The following is a 17,745-nucleotide window of genomic DNA, read 5'->3' as shown; positions in this document are numbered from 1 at the left end:
CTCAATCATCGAAAGCCTCCACGGAATTGCGGGTGCCGCGCAGGAACGCGTCGGCGACGAGGGTGAATGGGGTCGTGTCGACTTCGCTGCGGCCACCGCGGATCAGCGAGGCGAAGCGGGTGTATAGGCCGGGATATTCCTCATCGTCGTTATGCACGGTGCCGCTCGGCAGGGTGAGTACCGCGCCACCCTTGGCGAGGCTGAGCGTGCCGGCGTCGGTCTCGACGACGATGTCCCAGCTTTGCGGGCCGGTCTGGCGCCAGTCGAGATCCATGCTGATCGGCGTGCCCGAGGCGCTGCGGAAGGTCAGGTCGGCGGCGATCGGCGCGGCGCGATTGGCGGGCGTCGACAGCGTCGCGGCGGTGAGGAAGAACGGCTGCGGCAGGATCTCGGTCGCGATCGACAGTGCGTTGATACCGGGATCGAAGACGCCGAGCCCACCCGGCTCCCAGATCCACGCCTGCCCCGGATGCCAGACGCGAACGTCCTCGCGCCAGACGATGGACACGCGCTCGATCTTACGCTCGGCGAGCCAGGCCTTGGCCGGCGCGACACCCGCTGCGAACCGCGAATGCCAACCGGCGAACAGCGTCGTTCCCGTTTCGGCGGCCTGCGCTTCGAGCGCATCGACCTCGGCAAGCGTCGCGCCGGGCGGCTTTTCGAGGAAGACGTGCACGCGCTTGGCGAGCGCCATCGAGGCTAGCTCGTAGCGCACCTGTGGCGGGGTGCAGAGGGCGATCGCGTCGATCGCCGGACCGTCGGCGAGCAGCGCTTCCAGCGACGTGAAGTTGGCGATGCCCTCGACGCCCGGATCGCGGGGACTGACGCTGGCCACGAACTCGAACTCAGGGTTACCCGCGATCGACGGAAGATGCTGGTCGCGGGCAATCTTGCCCATACCGACGACCGCGATCTTGATAGCGGCCATGCTCAGAGCGCCTTCACGGCGACAGGCTGCGGTGCGGCCTTGGTCAGTGTGTTGCGCAACGGGAGCGTGAACGGTGCGGCCTCGATCTCGAACACGTCGCCTTCGCGCGTCGTCACGCCGTCGGCGAACGACAGCGTGGCGGTGCCGAAGAAATGGACGTGCACGTCGCCCGGACGGCGGAACAGATCATATTTGAAATGATGTGCCTCGAGGTTGGCGATGCTGTGCGACATGTTCGCCTCGCCCGACAGGAACGGCTTTTCCCACAACACCGCCCCGTCGCGGTGAATGCGGCTCGCCCCCTCGATATGCTGGGGCGGCGTCCCGACCAGCAGCTCGGGCCCGAGCGAGGCCTGGCGCAGTTTCGAATGCGCGAGCCAGAGGTAGTTATGGCGCTCGGTGACGTGATCGCTGAACTCGTTGGCGAGGCACAGGCCGAGACGGAACGGCGTGCCGTCGGGACCGATCAGGTAGATCCCGGCAAGCTCGGGCTCCTCGCCGCCATCCTCGGCGAAGTCGGGCATCGCGAGCGGCGCGCCCGGTGCGACCAGCCCCGAGCCATCGCCCTTGTAAAACCACTCGGGCTGCTGGCCGCGCGTGCCCGCTGCCGGCTTGCCGCCCTCGACACCTTCGAGGAACATCCGCATCGAATCGGTCTGCTTCTCGGCGTCCGCGGCGGCGCGGTGCATCTTGTCGCGACCCTCGGCCGAGCCGAGATGCGTCAGGCCGGTGCCGGTCATGATCAGGTGCGCGGGATCGACATGATCGATCGGCGAAGTCAGGCGACCAGCAGCGAGTTCAGCGACGATATCGACACTCGCACCCGTCCCGCAGGCTGCAACCGCGGCGGCGAGATCTGTACCGGCGGCGATCGCCTTCTCGGCCAGCGCACGGACGCTGTCGACGCCGGTGACGAACGCCGCCCCCTCATTGGTGGCGGCGATCACCGATCGCGTGCCGTCGACGCCAACATGCTGCAACAGGCGCAAAGTCATCAGTCTCTCTCCTAGTCGGGACGCCGCTCTTACGGTTCGCCCCAGATATGTCGGTTTAGTTGGCGGGAACGCCGTCGATCAGCCGCGGCGCGGTCGTGCCGTCACGCAGCACCTCCGGCAGCAGTTCGGGCAGCAGGTTCTGATACGACACCGGCCGCAGGAACCGATCGATCGCAAGGCTGCCGACCGAGGTCGTGCGGCCGTCCGACGTCGCCGGGAACGGACCGCCATGCACCATCGCATGCGCGACCTCGACACCGGTAGGCCAGCCGTTCGCGAGGATACGCCCGGCCTTTCGCTCGAGCAGCGGGATCAGTCGCGACGCCATGTCGGCATCAGCGTTGTCCATCTGGATCGTCGCGGTAAGCTGACCCTCGGCGGCGCGCAGTACGGCGTGGAGTTCGTCCTCGCTCGTGCAGCGGACCAGCAGCGACGACGCACCGAACACTTCGTGGCCCAGCGCCTTGTCGGACAGGAACTGCGCGGCGGTAGTCTCGAAGAACGCCGCCTGCCCCTGCGCGACGCCTTCGCCGACCTTGCCGCGCGCGATCTCGTTCACCGCGTCGTGGCTGGCGAGTGCGGCGATGCCCTGCTCGTATGCGGCGTGGATACCGCCGGTGAGCATCGTCGCGGCAGGCGCTTCAGGCAGCGCGGTGGCCGCGGCCGACACGAACGCATCAAGCCCCTCGCCCTCGATCGCGAGCACGAGACCGGGGTTGGTGCAGAACTGCCCCGCGCCCATCGTCAGCGACCCGACGAACGCCGTCCCGAGCGCAGCGCCACGAGCCTTCAAGGCCTCGGGCAGCAGCACGACCGGGTTGATGCTCGACATCTCGGCATAGACCGGGATCGGAACTTCGCGGGCCTGCGCCAGTTTCACGAGCGCCAAGCCGCCCGCGCGCGATCCGGTGAACCCGACCGCGGCAATGCGCGGATCCTGTACCAGCGCGCTACCGAGATCGTTACCGGGACCGACCAGATGCGCGAACACGCCCTTGGGCAACCCACAGGCCGCAATCGCAGCGTCGATCGCGCCCGCGACCATCGCGCCGGTAGCGGGATGCGCGGGGTGACCCTTGACCACCACGGCGCAACCGGCCGCTAGCGCCGATGCGGTGTCGCCACCGGCGGTCGAGAACGCCAACGGGAAATTGCTCGCGCCAAACACCGCGACCGGGCCGAGCGGGATCATCCGCAGCCGCAGGTCGGGACGCGGCAGCGGCGCACGATCGGGGAGCGCGGGATCGATCCGCAGCCCCATCCAGCCGCCACGACGGACGACGCCGGCGAACAGATTAAGCTGACCAACGGTACGCCCGCGCTCCCCTTCCAGCCGTGCGCGCGGCAAGCCGCTTTCGCGCATCGCGGTGACGATCAGGTCGTCGCCGAGCGCGACGATCTCTTCGCCGATCCGCTCGAGAAAGTCGGCGCGCGCGTCATTGCTGGTGGCGCGGTACGCATCGAAGGCAGCATCCGCGGCGGCGCAGGCGGCATCGACCTCGGCCGGGCCATGGACCGCGAACGCCTCACCGACAGCGGTGCCGGTTGCAGCCTCGACCGAGCGAAAGCTCGTACGATCGGCCACGTTGGATTCTTTCACATCGGACATTGGTGCCTACTCCCTATACTCGGACATATAAGCGGCGTCGCGCTTTGGCAATCTCGTTCGGCGAAGGGTGTGCGGGCACGCTGCAAGCTGACAAGGGTAAGCCTGGCCGCGGCGACCACCTCAGTCGCAATGCGACCGCGCCGGGCGATCAAGCCGCCCTCAGCGCAGCGTTGCGCGCCGAGGGGCCGAGCGCGAAGAATATGCCGTCATGGATGGAGCACCGAGGCTCCATCCATAGCAGGCGTTCAAGCGGCGCGCTGGTCGGGCAGCGGATCGGTGACCTTCGAGCCCCAGAGCGCATAGAACAGGATGTAGAGTTCGCACGCCGCGGTCAGCAGGAACGACGTCTGCAACCCGTAGGTGTCGGCGAGCCAGCCCTGCACGATCACCAGCGCGCCGCCGGCGATCGCCATGATCAGCAGACCCGAGCCCTCTTCGGTGAGCGGGCCGAGGCCCTTGATCCCGAGCGTAAAGATCGTCGGGAACATGATCGAGTGAAATAGCCCGACCGAGATCAACGCCCACATCGCGACATGCCCCGTCGTGAACGTCGCGATCAGCATGACGATGAACGCGCCGATGCTCGCCAGTGCCAGCACGCGCTCGGCGGGGATCGTCCGCATCACGACGCTGCCGATCAGCCGGCCGACCATCATTCCGCCCCACAGGATGAACAGGTAATGCGACGCCTGTTCATGCGTCAAATTGCCGATCTGCGGCTGGCTGACGAAGTTGATGAACAGGTTGGCGACGCCGATCTCGGCGATCAGGTAGATGAAGATCGCCGGGATGCCGAGCACGAGGTTGCGGTGCGACCAGAGCGACAGCCCCTTGCGGTCCGCCTTGGCCGAGCGTTGCGTAGACGAGCCCATCGCCGGCAACGGGAAGCGCGCGATCACGATCGCCAGCACCACCAGCACGCCCGCGACGATCAGATACGGCAACACCACCGACTGCGCGTCAGCAAGCCGCTCAGCGGGCGTCAGCACCGCGGTCGACCCGGCAACTGCAGTGCCCGAGGTCGAGCGACCGAGGATCAGATAGCCACCGAACAACGGCGCCAGCGTCGCGCCGGCCGAGTTGAACGCCTGCACGAGGTTGAGCCGCGACGACGCGGTCTCGGGCGGGCCGACCACCGCGACATAGGGGTTGGCCGCAACCTGGAGCAGCGTGATGCCGCTCGCGATCACGAACAGCGCGAACAGCGTCACGCCGTAACTCGGAAGCCGCGCGGCGGGCACCATCATCAGCGCACCGACCGCCATCAAGCCGAGCCCGAACACCATCGCGCGCTGATAGCCGACCCGCTCGATCAGCTTGGCCGACGGGATCGAGGCGAAGAAATAGGCGATGAACCAGACGCTCTCGATCAGCGTGGTCTGCGTGTAACTGAGGTCGAACACGCTGCGCAGGTGCGGCAGCAACGTGTTGTTGATGACCGTGATGAAGCCCCACATGAAAAACAGGCTGGCCAGCAGGGTCAGCGCGGAGCGATAGCTCGGCGCGGCGCCAGACGTGGAGCCCGACGCGGGGCCCAACGCGGTATGGGTCGCGGCGCCCTCACTTGGCCGTTGCGTCTGTATTGGCATCGCCATAATCGTTCATCCTCCGTGCCGTGTCGGCGACTGTATCGACAGTCTTTTCCCGCATGGCTTGCTCAAAAATATATTGTCGGACTATATAGCCACGCAAGGCGCGTCAACGGCGCCGCACTATTAAGGACGGGAACCGGAATGCGCGCAATGACAAAGTCGGGGATCATCGTGGCGACCGTACTCACGGCGCTTTCGGCACAGGCGGCAAACGCCGCCACGGCGAAGCGCGCGGCGTTCGGCGCGCTTCCCGACGGCACCGCGATCGAGGCGGTGACGCTGACCGGCAGCAACGGCGTCAGCGCGCGGATCATGACGCTCGGCGCGACGCTCCAGTCGTTCAACGCGCCCGATCGCAATGGCAAGACGGCCGATATCACGCTCGGGTACGACGATGCCGCAAGCTACATCAGCGCACCCAATTTCTGGGGTCAGACGATCGGTCGCTATGCCAACCGCATCGCCGGGGGCCGCTTCACGCTCGACGGCAAGCCGTATCAGATCACGCTCAACGACAAGACCAACACGCTGCATGGCGGTACGGTCGGGTTCGACAAGCACGTCTGGAAGATCGTCTCGGTCACCAGTGGTACGGGGGCTGGCACACAGGCCAAGGTCGTGATGACGCTGACCAGCCCGGCGGGCGACCAGGGCTATCCGGGCACGCTGGCGGTCAAGGTCACGTATGCGCTCGACGACAAGGGCGCGCTGACGATCGACTTCGACGCGACCAGCGATGCGCCGACGATCGTCAACCTCACCAACCACGCACTGTTCGATCTCGCCGGCGAAGGCTCGGCGACCGGGATCTACGGCCAACGCCTGACGATCCCCGCGCGCCGCTACACGCCGGTCAATGCGACGCTGATCCCGACCGGCGAGATGAAGCCCGTCGCCGGCACCGTGTTCGACTTCACGAAGGGACGCGCGCTTTCCGACGGCATCCGCGACGGCCACGATCCGCAGATCGTGATCGGCCGCGGCTGGGATCACAATTTCGTGCTCGACAAGGGCGCGACGCCCGAGCCCGGCCTTGCGGCTCGCGTCGAGGATCCGGCATCGGGCCGCGTCCTCGAAGTACTGACCACCGAGCCCGGCGTGCAGTTCTATTCGGGTAATTTCCTCGACGGCACGCTGGTCGGCAAGTCGGGCCATGTGTACCGGATGGGCGACGGACTCGCGCTCGAACCGCAGAAATTTCCGGACACGCCCAACCAGCCCGCGTTCGGGTCGGCGCGAGTCGATCCCGGCAAGCCCTATCATCACCGCATGATCTACCGCGTGTCGGTCGCCCGCTGATACCGACACCGAACTCCAGCCCGATCTCCAGAAAGCGCCCCATGACCGACCCGATCCCCGACACGCCCAAACTTCGCAGCCGCGCGTGGTTCGACAACCCCGAGAACATCGACATGACCGCGCTCTATCTGGAGCGCTATCTGAACTTCGGGCTGAGCCTGGAGGAACTGCGCTCGGGCAAGCCGATCATCGGCATCGCCCAGACCGGCAGCGACCTGAGCCCCTGCAATCGCCACCACCTGGTTCTGGCCGAACGCCTGCGCGAAGGCATTCGTGAAGCTGGCGGCATCGCGCTCGAATTCCCGGTTCACCCGATCCAGGAAACCGGCAAGCGTCCGACCGCCGGGCTCGACCGCAACCTCGCGTACCTCGCGCTGGTCGAAGTGCTCTACGGCTATCCGCTCGACGGCGTCGTGCTGACGATCGGTTGCGACAAGACCACGCCGGCCTGCCTGATGGCGGCGGCGACCGTCAACATCCCGGCGATTGCGCTATCCGTCGGGCCGATGCTCAACGGCTGGCACAAGGGCGAGCGGACCGGCTCGGGCACGATCGTGTGGAAGGCGCGCGAACTGCTCGCGACCGGCGCGATCGACGACGAGGGCTTCATCAAGCTCGTCGCGTCGTCGGCGCCCTCCACGGGTTATTGCAACACGATGGGCACCGCGACGACGATGAATTCGCTCGCCGAGGCGCTCGGCATGCAGCTGCCCGGCTCGGCCGCCATCCCCGCGCCCTATCGTGATCGCCAGGAGGTCGCGTATCGCACCGGCAAGCGCATCGTCGACATGGTTTCGGAAGATTTGAAGCCATCGGACATCCTGACCAAGGACGCGTTCCACAACGCGATCGTCGTCAATTCCGCGATCGGCGGATCGACCAACGCACCGATCCATCTGGCGGCGATCGCGCGCCACATCGGCGTCGACCTGCCGATCGACGACTGGCAGACGCACGGCCACAAGGTGCCGCTGATGGTCAACCTGCAGCCCGCCGGCGAGTATCTCGGCGAGGATTATTATCATGCCGGCGGCGTGCCTGCGGTGGTGGCCGAACTGATGAAGCAGGGCCTGATCCACGAGGACGCGATGACCGCCAACGGCAAGTCGATCGGCGATAACTGCCGGACCGCGACGATCGAGGACGAGCGCGTCATCCGTCCGTTCGCGACACCGTTGCTGGAGGATGCCGGCTTCATCGTGTTGCGCGGCAACCTGTTCGACTCGGCGATCATGAAGACCAGCGTGATCTCGCCGGAATTCCGTGAGCGCTATCTCAGCAATCCGGACGATCTCGAGGCGTTCGAGGGCCCCGCGGTCGTGTTCGACGGTCCCGAAGACTATCACCACCGGATCGACGATCCGTCGCTCGGCATCACCACCGACACGTTGCTGTTCATGCGCGGCGCGGGACCGATCGGCTATCCAGGCGCGGCCGAGGTCGTGAACATGCGGCCGCCGGCGTATCTGATCCGCGAAGGCGTCCACGCCCTCCCCTGCATCGGCGACGGTCGTCAGTCCGGCACCTCGGGCTCGCCTTCGATCCTCAACGCATCGCCCGAAGCGGCAGCAATGGGCGGTCTCGCGCTGATCCGCACCGGCGACCGCGTCCGCATCGATCTCGCCAAGGGTTCGGCCAACGTCCTGATCTCCGACGAAGAGCTCGCCGAGCGCCGTCGTGCGCTGACCGAGGCGGGTGGCTATGCCTTCCCGCGGTCGCAGACCCCGTGGCAGGAAATCCAGCGGGCCACCGTGGGCCAGATGGAAACCGGCGCGATCCTCGAAGGCGCCGAGAAATACCAGCGCATCGCCCAGACCATGGGCCTGCCGCGCGACAACCACTGACACGCACGCAGCATCGCCTTCCAGTCGGGGGGGCGATGCTGCTGCGTATTCTACCGTTGGCGACGTCCCGTCGGCGCCTCGGACGGGGACGCCGGTACGACGCCCTTCTGGGCGGCACTCATCCGCCGGATCAGATCGGTCTCGGCCTGACGATACGGTGTGCCGTCGTTCCGGAACACCTCGTGAAACCAGATCGTCGGCTCGGCCAGAACGTACGGCTTCTGCCAGCTGTCCCACGGTAGCCGCGTCTGCGTCTTGCCGTCGACGAAGCCCCAGTTCATCATCCCGACATTGTAGCGCTTGCCGATCGGCAGCGACCCGTCGAACGTCGATCCATTGCCGCGCGCCATATATTCGGTGCAGATCACCGGGCGATTATACGGCAGCAACTGCTTGATCCGCCGCTCGAACGTCTCAGGCCAACTATAGTCGTGGAACGTCACGACGTCCGACTGCGCGAGTTGCAGCTTCTCCATCGCCGACGCCTTGCCGCCCGGTGCCCAGTCGTCGCCGAGCCACACGCCCGAGGTGAGCGGTTGCGACGGGTCGGCATCGCGCGCCCAGTCGAATACCTGCGCGAGCATCGCGCGGACCAACGGTTCCTTGCCCTCCTGCCCCTTATACTGGTCGGCGCCGTTGTCCGGTTCGTTCCACACGTCCCAGCCGAGGATCCGGTCGTCCTTCGCGAACGCACCGATCACGCCCTGCACATACGCCTTGTAGCCGGGATAGCGCGTGCGATCACGGAGGCCCGGCATCCCCGGCCCCTGCACCCACCCCGAATTATGCACCCCGGGGATCGGCGGATGCTGCGGCCCGAGCTTCGGATCGGGATCCCAGCAGCTGTCGAACAACACGAACAGCGGCTTGATCCCGTGGGCCTTGGCGATCGCTAGGAACGCCTCGATCCGCTGCTGGAAGCCTTCGGGATCCTGCTGCCAGAGCTGGTCGTGGAGGAACACGCGCATCGTGTTCATGCCGATACCCTGCGCGAGGCCCAGTTCGTAATCGATCCGCTTGGGATCCCAGGTCGCCGCCTGCCACATTTCGAGCTGGTTGATCGCGGTGGCCGGCGCGTAGTTCGAGCCGACCAGCCAGGGCTGCGCAGCATACCAGGTTTTCGCCTGCGCCTCGGTCCAGCGACCGCGCGCTTCGGCGGGGCTGGCGGAGAACACGGCGGTGGCAAGAAGGGCAAGGTAGAGCGGCCTAGACACACGCGCTCTGCCGACGGCAACGATCCCGCTATGCGCTTTGCCTGAGTAAACTGCTTTTCCCGTCCAATCGGACGTTCGCGCCGAAGTGCCTAGGTTCACGGGCTTTCCTCTCCTGTTAGCGGCTCCCCGTTCGTCCGCTTGACGATACGACGGCATGACCGCGGCGCTGTTTCCGCGCCTGCCGTCATCCTAGCGGCCGAAACCTCGAACCGCTAGGAAGCGATCGAAGATTCCTGCCATCTTGTCCTACAAACAGTTTGCCAGTCTCGCTGGATCGTTTTAGCGTGTTCCCCAAGTCGCGTGGAAAACCATCGACACCAAAGGGGAGAGAGACATGAAAGCAAGGGCACTTCTGTGCGTATCCGTGGCCGCCTTGGCGCTGGCTTCCGTGACGCCAGCTACCGCACAGACATCGGATAATTCGACAGCGAAGATCAAGGCTGGCGGCCAGGACTTGCCCAAGCCGACCACCGCCTCCGATCAGAATGCGAACCCCGCTGCGCCGCAGCCCGCGTTGCAGGAAAGCCCGGCAGAAGGAGACGGCGATATCGTCGTTACGGGGCTTCGTCGCAGCCTGGAGTCGGCGCAGGCGATCAAGCGCAACTCGGACGGCATCGTCGATGCGATCGTCGCCGAGGACATCGGCAAGCTGCCCGACACCTTCGCCTCATCGGCGCTGGCACGCGTATCGGGCGTGCAGGTATCGCGTGGCGGCGGCGAATCGGCGGGCGTTACCGTTCGCGGGCTGCCCGATCTCAGCACGACATACAACGGACGCGAGATTTTCACCGCCGAAGGCCGCTTCGTCCAGATCCAGGATTTTCCGGCCGGCACGGTCGCCGCGCTCGAAGTCTATAAATCAGGCACCGCCAATCTGATCGAGGGCGGCATCGGCGGCCAGGTCAACGTCCGCGGTCGCCGCCCGTTCGACTTCAACGGTTTCGAACTGTCCGGGTCCGCCAACGGCGTTGCCTGGGAACAATCGGGCAAAACGTCGTGGAACGGCAACCTGCTGATTAGCGACCGCTGGGACACCGGGATCGGCGAGATGGGCTTGCTCGTGAATGGCTCGTTCGTGGGCATCGATTTTCTCGATTCGACGCGCGAACAGTCGCTCGTGATCGGCACTACCAGTGCCGCGCAGGGCACGACGCCCAACGTCCGGTATCCCGATGCGCAGGCGCTGTTCTATGGTGGTGGCCATCGCTGGCGGCCGTCGGCCAACGCTGCGTTCCAGTGGAAGCCGACGCCCGAGCTGGAAATCTACGCCGACGGCCTGTTCCAGGGGTTCCGCAGCGAAGACACCAACCGCTACATGTTCGTCCCGATCTTCGGCGACATCCGCCTGAGCAACCTCGTCACGAACCGCGACAATCCCAGCCAGGCGCAAAGCTTCACCGTCAGCAACGCGGTCGCGCCCGATGGCTATTCGGGCTCGTTCCACGGCAAGACCGATACGTATCAGGCTGGTGGCGGCGCCATCTGGAAGCACGACAGACTGCAGATATCCGCCGACGTCGCCTATACGGACAGCAAATACACCGCCGATCTGGTCAACATCGACAACACGTTCGCCAGTTCGCCGGTCCGCAACGTGAGTTTCGATGCCGGCAAGGATGGCGGCCCAAGCTTCGACTTCGTCAATTTCGACGTCACCAATCCCGCCAATTTCCTAAGCCGTGGTTTCTACCAGGAGCTGCTGGTGGTCACCGGCAAGGACGTCCAGACCCGTGCCGATCTCCAATATGATGTGGGAGAGGGACTGCTGCGACGGATCCAGTTCGGCGTGCGGTATAATGACCGTGATGCCACGCGCGATCGCGGGACGGACTATCGGTTCAATCTCCCTGCCGGGATACCCTTGTCCGGCATACCGGTCGGACTGGAATCGACCAATGCGGGCTTCGACTATAACGGCGTATTCCCGGTGCGGACCTTCGTTGCCGCCTCGTCGGACAGCATCCGCGAGAACCTCGCGCAGTTGCGTACCTTCTATGGCGCACCGGCGGGGCCCCCCCTGTTCAACCCGACCGAGAATTTCGTCGCGAACGAGAAGGCCTATGCCGCCTATGGCCAGGTCAAATACGGCTTCGATCTCGGTAGCATCACGGTCGACGGGCTGGTTGGCATCCGTGCGGTCAAGACCAAGACGCGGATCGCCGGCTTCAACCGTGTCCTGACCGACAATACGGAGACGTTCGTGCCGACGACGCAGTCGAAGGACTATACCGACTATCTACCGAACGTCAGCGCCCGCGTTGGGCTGAGCGACGAACTCCAGTTGCGCCTGGCCTACACCCAGACGCGGACCCGGCCCAATTTCCTCTCGCTCAATCCGACGCTCACCATCGATCCGTTGCGCAGCGACAACACGCCGATCGTCAACAACAACGGCACGATCACGCAGACCTACCGCACCGCCAGCGGCGGCAATCCGAACCTCGTGCCGCTAACCTCCAACAACTATGATGCGAGCCTGGAATATTACTTCTCGCGCAGTGGATCGCTGACCGGCGCCATCTTCCGCCGGGACGCGCAGGGGTTCATCTTCAACAGCCTGACGCTGGTGAACGATCCGGTCTACGGCCTGTTGCAGATCAACCAGCCGGTGAATTCGGGCGATACGCGCTTCCAGGGCGCCGAAGTGGCGTTCTCCAGCTTCCTCGACATCGACGGGCTGCCCGATTGGGCGAAGGGCTTCGGCCTCCAGGCCAATGGCACGTACGTCGATTCGAAGGGTGATCTGTCGCCGGACTTCAACCGCCTGCTTGGCAATCGACGGGTACCGTTCAACGGCGTGTCGAAGTGGACCTACAACGTGGTCGCGCTGTACGAACGGCCGTTCTTCTCGGCGCGATTGGCCTATAACTACCGCTCGCGGTTCGTCAGCTTCTACAGCCAGGAGAATCTGGATGTAGATCCCGCCAACACCGCGGATCGCCGCGTCCGTGGCACGTATGAAAAGGGCCGCGGACAGCTCGATTTTTCGACCACCGTCACCCCGATCCCGAGCGTCACGCTGGCATTCGACATCGTCAACCTCCTCGGCAATCCGCTGCAACGCGAGCGCCAATATGACGATGCCGGCGACACCTATGCACGGCAGATCATCTACCTCGAGCGTACCTATTCGCTCGGCGTACGGTTTCGGTTCTGACCTGACACAGCGAGCATAGGAGATACGATCATGCGGATGACTTTCCTTGCGGCGCTGGGGCTGACGGCGCTGATGACGGCCCCGGTCGTGGCGGCTGCCGATACCCCGAGCATGGCCGACCGGTTGGTAAACGATCCGCGGGTAGATGCGCTCAGCCCATACGGGTTGCGGCTTCCGCCCGCGATCCGCGCCGACAAGGGCGTTCAGTTCGGCAAGGCCTTACGCGTACCTTTGAAGGGGCATGCCGATTTCTGGCGAGTGGGCGTGACCACGCCGGTGCTGAAGCCGGTCAAGAAGGGCGACCGGATCGTCATCGCCTTCTGGGCGCGCGCCGAGGAGACGGAGAACGGCGCACCCGGCAAGATCGGTCGCGTCCAGCTGGAGGCGACACCCGTCGTCCGCGCGATCTTCGAGCAACCGTTCGAAGTCAGCCCGGAATGGAAGATGTACCAGCTGAAGGGCGTCGCGGATCAGGATTACGGTCCGCGCCAGTTGAACGCCGCGCTGCACCTCGATTCCGCGAAGCAGGTGCTCGATCTCGGGCCGGTGTTCGTGCTCGATTACGGGCAGCCGGCACAGTGACGCGCTCGTCGGGAAAGCGCTGGATCGGCAGCGCAGTCGGCATCGCGCTCGTCGTCGCCACTGCGGCGATCGCCCGTAACCCGGTGTTCCAGGGCGCGGATCCTCACGCGATGATGGTCGATGGCGAGATGTGGATCTTCCCGACCGGTGGCCCCGGAGGAAGCTGGGCCGCGGACCGGTTCGGCGCCTTCTCGTCGCGCGACCTGAACACCTGGGCCAGCCGCGGCGAAATCCTCCGCCACGATCAGATTCGCTGGATCGGCGACGACGGTGCGAAAGCGCATTTCCTCTGGGCACCCGGCGTCGCGACGCGCGACGGCAAATGGTATCTCTATTACTCGGTCGGACCGCAGAATCCGACGCCGAGCCGGATCGGTGTCGCGGTGGCCGATGCGCCGCAGGGACCGTACCGCGACAGCGGTCGTCCGCTCGTCACTGGCGGACGAAGCGCTAACGGCCAGTTCGAGGCGATCGATCCGATGGCGTTCGTCGATCCGCGCTCGGGCAAGGCCTATCTTTATGCCGGCGGCAGCGCGGGCGCGAAGCTTCGCGTATGGGAACTCGGCCGCGACATGATCAGCCTGGTGCGCGAGGTGCCGGTCGACCAGCCGCCTGAATTTACCGAAGGGGCGTTCCTGCACGAACGGAACGGCGTCTATTACCTGTCGTACAGCCACGGCCACTGGAACGGCCCCGATTATTCGGTCCATTACGCGACCGCCCCCTCCCCGGTCGGCCCGTGGCGCTACCGTGGCGCGATCCTGACCAGCGACGCCCGCCACCAGGGGCCGGGGCACCACAGCTTCGTCCGCACGCCGCAGGGCGAATGGCTGATCGTGTATCATCGCTGGGATCAGCCAGCAGCGGCAGCGCCGTTGAAGGGCGAGCGCCAGGTTGCGATCGACCGCGTTCGCTACGGCGCCGACGGCAACATCCTGCCGATCGTGATGACCGACGGCGACGCCGCGCCGACGCTGCCTCCAGGCGCCCGGCCGTGATGACGGCGTGCATAATGACAGCGTGCGAAGGGTAGCGTGATGATGGACCGCCGCGCAGTGTTGTCGCTGGGCTTGCTGGCCACGGGGGCGGCTTTTACCGTACCCGCGTCCGGCGCGACGGCGACGCTCAACGATGGACTGTCCGGCTATCTCGACGGGCTCCACGATCCGGCAATCATCCGCGAAGGCGGTGTCTATCACGTATTCGGATCGGGTGGCTGGTCGGGCCAGCCCGGCCCCAGCTGGCGCGTATCGACCGACCTGCACGCCTGGCGGGACAACGGATCGCCGTTCGGCGTTCCCGCTTGGGCCGCCAAAGCCATCCCCGGCGCGACCGCGGTGTGGGCACCGGACATCCACCATGTCGATGGACTGTTCCGCTTATATTACTCGGTATCGACCGGCGGTGCGATGCGATCGGTCACGGGCTTTGCCACCAGCCCGACGCTCGATCGTGCAAGTCCCGATTATGGCTGGACCGACCATGGACTGGTGATCGAATCATTCGCCGGAGGGATCTACAACGTCATCGACGCGAACTTCGTCGTCGATCACGACGGCGGCCACTGGCTTGCGTTCGGAAGCTATTGGAGCGGCCTGAAGCTCGTCGCGCTAGACCGCAGCACTGGCAAGCCGACACCCGGCGCCACACTCCATTCGATCGCCTATCGCCCGGCCCCCGGCGGCGGCGACAATCCGGTCGAAGGCGCTTTCATCCTGCCCCGCGACGGCTGGTACTACCTGTTCGCCAGCTATGACTATTGCTGCAAAAAGGAACAGAGCAACTATTACGTCGCGGTCGGCCGATCGCGCATGATAACCGGCCCTTATGTCGGCAAGGATGGTCGCAAGATGATGGACGGCTATGGCAGCGCGGTCGTCATCGAGCGGCCATGGGGATCGACCAACTGGCGTGGCCCCGGCCATTGCGGCGTGTACCGCGACGCAGGGCGCGACCTGATCGCCTATCATGCGTATGACGTTGCGCATGCTGCGCGGCCGACGTTGCGGCTGGCCGAACTGACTTGGGATGCACAGGACTGGCCGATCGCGCTGACCTGAGATGCGGGTCTGGATCGTCGATGGCGCCCGGGCCGGGTTCACGGTACGGGTGACCACCGGACAGCGGCGCAGGTGCGATTGAATTGCAAGACCAACGGCCTGGCGGGTCCCTCGATCACGAAGCGATAGTGACGCGCAACCAAGCGATCGAGCTGCTGAGGATCGTGTCTGCCTATGCCATCATAGGGTATCACTCCAACTATTCCGGCCATAACGTCTTCTACACCGGCCTGGTGGTCTTCGCGATCCTGTCGCCGATGCTGGATGCCGGCGTAAACTGGTACCGCTCTCGATCGGCGGCGATGCTCGCCAAGGCACTGTTGTTGCCTTGGGCGTTCTGGATGCTGTTCTACGGGCTGCTGAGCGTCCCGCGGCACCAGCCGATCGTCGGCATGGAGCATGGCGTGGTGCGCGGCGTGTTGATGGGTACGGCGGGGCACCTCTGGTTCCTGCCCTACCTCTGGGTCGTGCTCGTGACGCTGAATGCCGTGAAGCGACGGGTCGCGCCACGGACCGTGTTTTTCGTTACGCTTGCCGGTGCGACCGCGCTGTTGCTGACGGTTTCCTGGTGGCGACCATGGTCGATCGCGATCGATTCTCCGTTCACCCAATTTATCCACGTCACGCCGATGGTGCTCGTCGGGATCGCTTATGGGGTGTCCCGGTCGCTCCGTACCCACCTCCTGTGGCTGCTGCCACTGGGGGTGGCTCTGGCATATGTTGCGTCGCTCGGCCTGGAGGGGGTCAGCCTGCCCTATGCCCTGGGCGCGGGCCTGGTCGTGATCGCGGATATCATGGGGCGGCGCCTGCCGCGTCGCTGGACCGTGGAGAGTGTCTCGCGGTGCATGATGGGCGTCTATCTGTCGCACATCTTCTGGCTGTTGTGCGTGGGCCGCGTCTCTTCCCCGGTCGGCTATGGCGGGATCACCGTCACCTTCCTGCTCGCGCTGGGATCGGTGTGGGCCGCGCGCCGCTATCTGCCGGTGACGCGCCGGATTACGTGACGTCCGACGGTCATCCGTCCTGGCCGATCAGCGGCCCCGACGGACATGCTGGTCGTCGCGCCAAGTAACCCGCGGCATCCACCGCGTGATCCGGTGCCGCAGTGATCGCTGCCCCCCGGCGACGGCATCGGTTTCACGGTACGCGAGCGCGACCGCCATGATCAGGAACACCTCAACGACTGCGGTCGCACTCAGCAGCGTGGACTCGGTCAGATTGTGCCCCAGACAGAAGACGATCATCGCAAGCAGCAGCGAGCGATGCGACTTGTCGATCGCGGGGCTGAGCAGCAACCGCAGCATCGGCCAGATACCCAGCGCGAATACCGCCAGCGCCAATCCGGGCAAGCCGATCGTCACCAGCAGATCGAGGAAGCCGTTATGACCGTGCGCCGCATAGATCGCCACCCATCCGCTCGTCAGCGACCAGATCGGACTCGCATCGCCGATCAGCCAGAACGATCCGAAACCGGCCCCGGTCCACGGATGCTCGCCGGCATATTCCAGGAGCAATGGCCAGATCGCGCCGCGGCCGGTCAACGCGTAGGGGTCGTTGAGGATGTTCGCCAGGAACGACGTGCTGCCCGAAAACAACAATATCGCGAATACGGCGGTCAACAGCATGAGCACCACCGCCACGGTACGAATGCTGGCGGTGTAGGGGCGGATCGCGATCCCCAGAATGATCGCCGGCGCGAGCGCGACCTCGGACGTTCGCGAATGCGTGAAATAGAGGAATATCAGCGCACCGAGCATAACCAGCGCGGACAGGGGCCTGGAGAATTCCCGGTTGTCGAACAGGAACAGCAATATGGTCAGGCTGCACATCGCGCCCGCGACGTTCTTGTGCGGAATGATACCGCGCCAATCGCCGACCAGCGACGAATACTCCCCCGGAATGTCCGCGTGGATACCGAACGGCGTGAAGTACACCGTCAGATAATTGACGACCAGCAACACGATCAGCGTCCAGCGGACGAACCGCAGCATCCGCGTCGGGCCCATGTCGTTCAGGCACCGGAATACCAACCAGACCACCATCGTCGTCTGGATGATCCGGCGCAGCGACACGAATGGCGCGATCGCCCACGATACGCTGAAGAAACAATAGCCCAGCAATATGCCGATGCCGAGCGGTATGCAGAACAGGCTGGACCTGGTCGGAATACCGGTGCCGAACACCAGTATCAACGTGATGCAGACATACAGCAGCTGGTTGATGACGTCGCTCTTGGCGGAGTCGGTTTGAAGCGTCCATTCCTGGAACGGCGCCGTGCCGATGAACACGAGCCACAGGAAGATCGCAAAGGTGAAGCTTGCGACGATTGCCCGCCGACGCGCCTGCAGCGTCGTCCCGCGGGCATCGCTGACGACGCGTCGGTTTGCCCGCTGGTCAATTTTCGTCGCCATGGGGAGATCCTATAACTCCCCGGCGGACCGGCGCTAGTGTCGCTCGGTATCGAT

13 protein-coding genes are annotated in these 17,745 nt (G+C 65.2%); 7 read left to right on the top strand and 6 right to left on the bottom strand.

Features of this window, described 5'->3' with window-relative positions; translation table 11 throughout:
- Position 1: 1 nt before the first annotated feature.
- The 4 genes from AC3D24_RS16015 to AC3D24_RS16000 all read right to left on the bottom strand — a co-directional run bounded on the left by AC3D24_RS16015 (position 2) and on the right by AC3D24_RS16000 (position 5,121).
- The gene (locus AC3D24_RS16015; protein WP_489032143.1) at positions 2-928 is read right to left on the bottom strand and encodes a Gfo/Idh/MocA family protein; all 927 of its coding nucleotides are present in this window, start codon (positions 926-928) and stop codon (positions 2-4) included.
- A 2-nt stretch (positions 929-930) separates the two neighbouring features.
- Complete coding sequence (gene araD1 / locus AC3D24_RS16010) at positions 931-1,923, bottom strand: AraD1 family protein (RefSeq protein ID WP_489032142.1); 993 nt, start codon at positions 1,921-1,923, stop codon at positions 931-933.
- 55 nt (positions 1,924-1,978) lie between these two features.
- Positions 1,979-3,532 carry an aldehyde dehydrogenase (NADP(+)) gene (locus tag AC3D24_RS16005; protein WP_489032141.1) on the bottom strand — a complete coding sequence of 518 codons (1,554 nt, stop codon included), beginning with the start codon at positions 3,530-3,532 and terminating at the stop codon, positions 1,979-1,981.
- A 245-nt stretch (positions 3,533-3,777) separates the two neighbouring features.
- Positions 3,778-5,121 carry a sugar MFS transporter gene (locus tag AC3D24_RS16000; RefSeq protein WP_489032140.1) on the bottom strand — a complete coding sequence of 448 codons (1,344 nt, stop codon included), beginning with the start codon at positions 5,119-5,121 and terminating at the stop codon, positions 3,778-3,780.
- A 153-nt stretch (positions 5,122-5,274) separates the two neighbouring features.
- On the opposite strand from AC3D24_RS16000, the gene AC3D24_RS15995 reads away from it, so the two are divergent.
- Together AC3D24_RS15995 and AC3D24_RS15990 are read left to right on the top strand one after the other, a co-directional pair.
- Positions 5,275-6,423 (top strand): aldose epimerase family protein, encoded by a 1,149-nt coding sequence (locus tag AC3D24_RS15995; RefSeq protein ID WP_489033179.1) that lies wholly within the window; start codon positions 5,275-5,277, stop codon positions 6,421-6,423.
- A 41-nt stretch (positions 6,424-6,464) separates the two neighbouring features.
- Positions 6,465-8,267, top strand: coding sequence for an IlvD/Edd family dehydratase (locus AC3D24_RS15990; protein ID WP_489032139.1), 1,803 nt, complete (start codon positions 6,465-6,467; stop codon positions 8,265-8,267).
- A 50-nt stretch (positions 8,268-8,317) separates the two neighbouring features.
- Here the strand turns inward: AC3D24_RS15990 and AC3D24_RS15985 are convergent, their stop codons facing one another.
- Positions 8,318-9,481 (bottom strand): cellulase family glycosylhydrolase, encoded by a 1,164-nt coding sequence (locus AC3D24_RS15985; protein ID WP_489032138.1) that lies wholly within the window; start codon positions 9,479-9,481, stop codon positions 8,318-8,320.
- Between the two features lie 334 nt (positions 9,482-9,815).
- Here AC3D24_RS15985 and AC3D24_RS15980 point away from each other — a divergent pair, with 334 nt between their 5' ends.
- From AC3D24_RS15980 to AC3D24_RS15960, 5 genes are all read left to right on the top strand, one after another.
- The gene (locus AC3D24_RS15980) at positions 9,816-12,638 is read left to right on the top strand and encodes a TonB-dependent receptor (RefSeq protein ID WP_489032137.1); all 2,823 of its coding nucleotides are present in this window, start codon (positions 9,816-9,818) and stop codon (positions 12,636-12,638) included.
- 30 nt (positions 12,639-12,668) lie between these two features.
- Positions 12,669-13,220 carry a hypothetical protein gene (locus AC3D24_RS15975; protein WP_489032136.1) on the top strand — a complete coding sequence of 184 codons (552 nt, stop codon included), beginning with the start codon at positions 12,669-12,671 and terminating at the stop codon, positions 13,218-13,220.
- Entirely contained in the window at positions 13,217-14,218 is a 1,002-nt protein-coding gene (locus AC3D24_RS15970; RefSeq protein WP_489032135.1) for a family 43 glycosylhydrolase, read from the top strand. The genes AC3D24_RS15975 and AC3D24_RS15970 overlap by 4 nt, the downstream gene beginning before the upstream one ends.
- 39 nt (positions 14,219-14,257) lie before the next feature.
- On the top strand, positions 14,258-15,280 hold the full coding sequence (locus tag AC3D24_RS15965) for an arabinan endo-1,5-alpha-L-arabinosidase (protein WP_489032134.1): 1,023 nt from the start codon (positions 14,258-14,260) through the stop codon (positions 15,278-15,280).
- 128 nt (positions 15,281-15,408) lie between these two features.
- Positions 15,409-16,284, top strand: coding sequence for an acyltransferase family protein (locus AC3D24_RS15960; RefSeq protein ID WP_489032133.1), 876 nt, complete (start codon positions 15,409-15,411; stop codon positions 16,282-16,284).
- A gap of 27 nt (positions 16,285-16,311) precedes the next feature.
- Here the strand turns inward: AC3D24_RS15960 and AC3D24_RS15955 are convergent, their stop codons facing one another.
- Positions 16,312-17,691 carry an O-antigen ligase family protein gene (locus AC3D24_RS15955; protein WP_489032132.1) on the bottom strand — a complete coding sequence of 460 codons (1,380 nt, stop codon included), beginning with the start codon at positions 17,689-17,691 and terminating at the stop codon, positions 16,312-16,314.
- Between the last annotated feature and the right edge of the window lie 54 nt (positions 17,692-17,745).

The sequence above is a fragment of the Sphingomonas sp. SL1004 genome, from assembly GCF_057815015.1.
The sequence above is the reverse complement of the archived record's forward strand: the minus strand, read 5'-3'. Positions and strand labels throughout refer to the sequence as shown.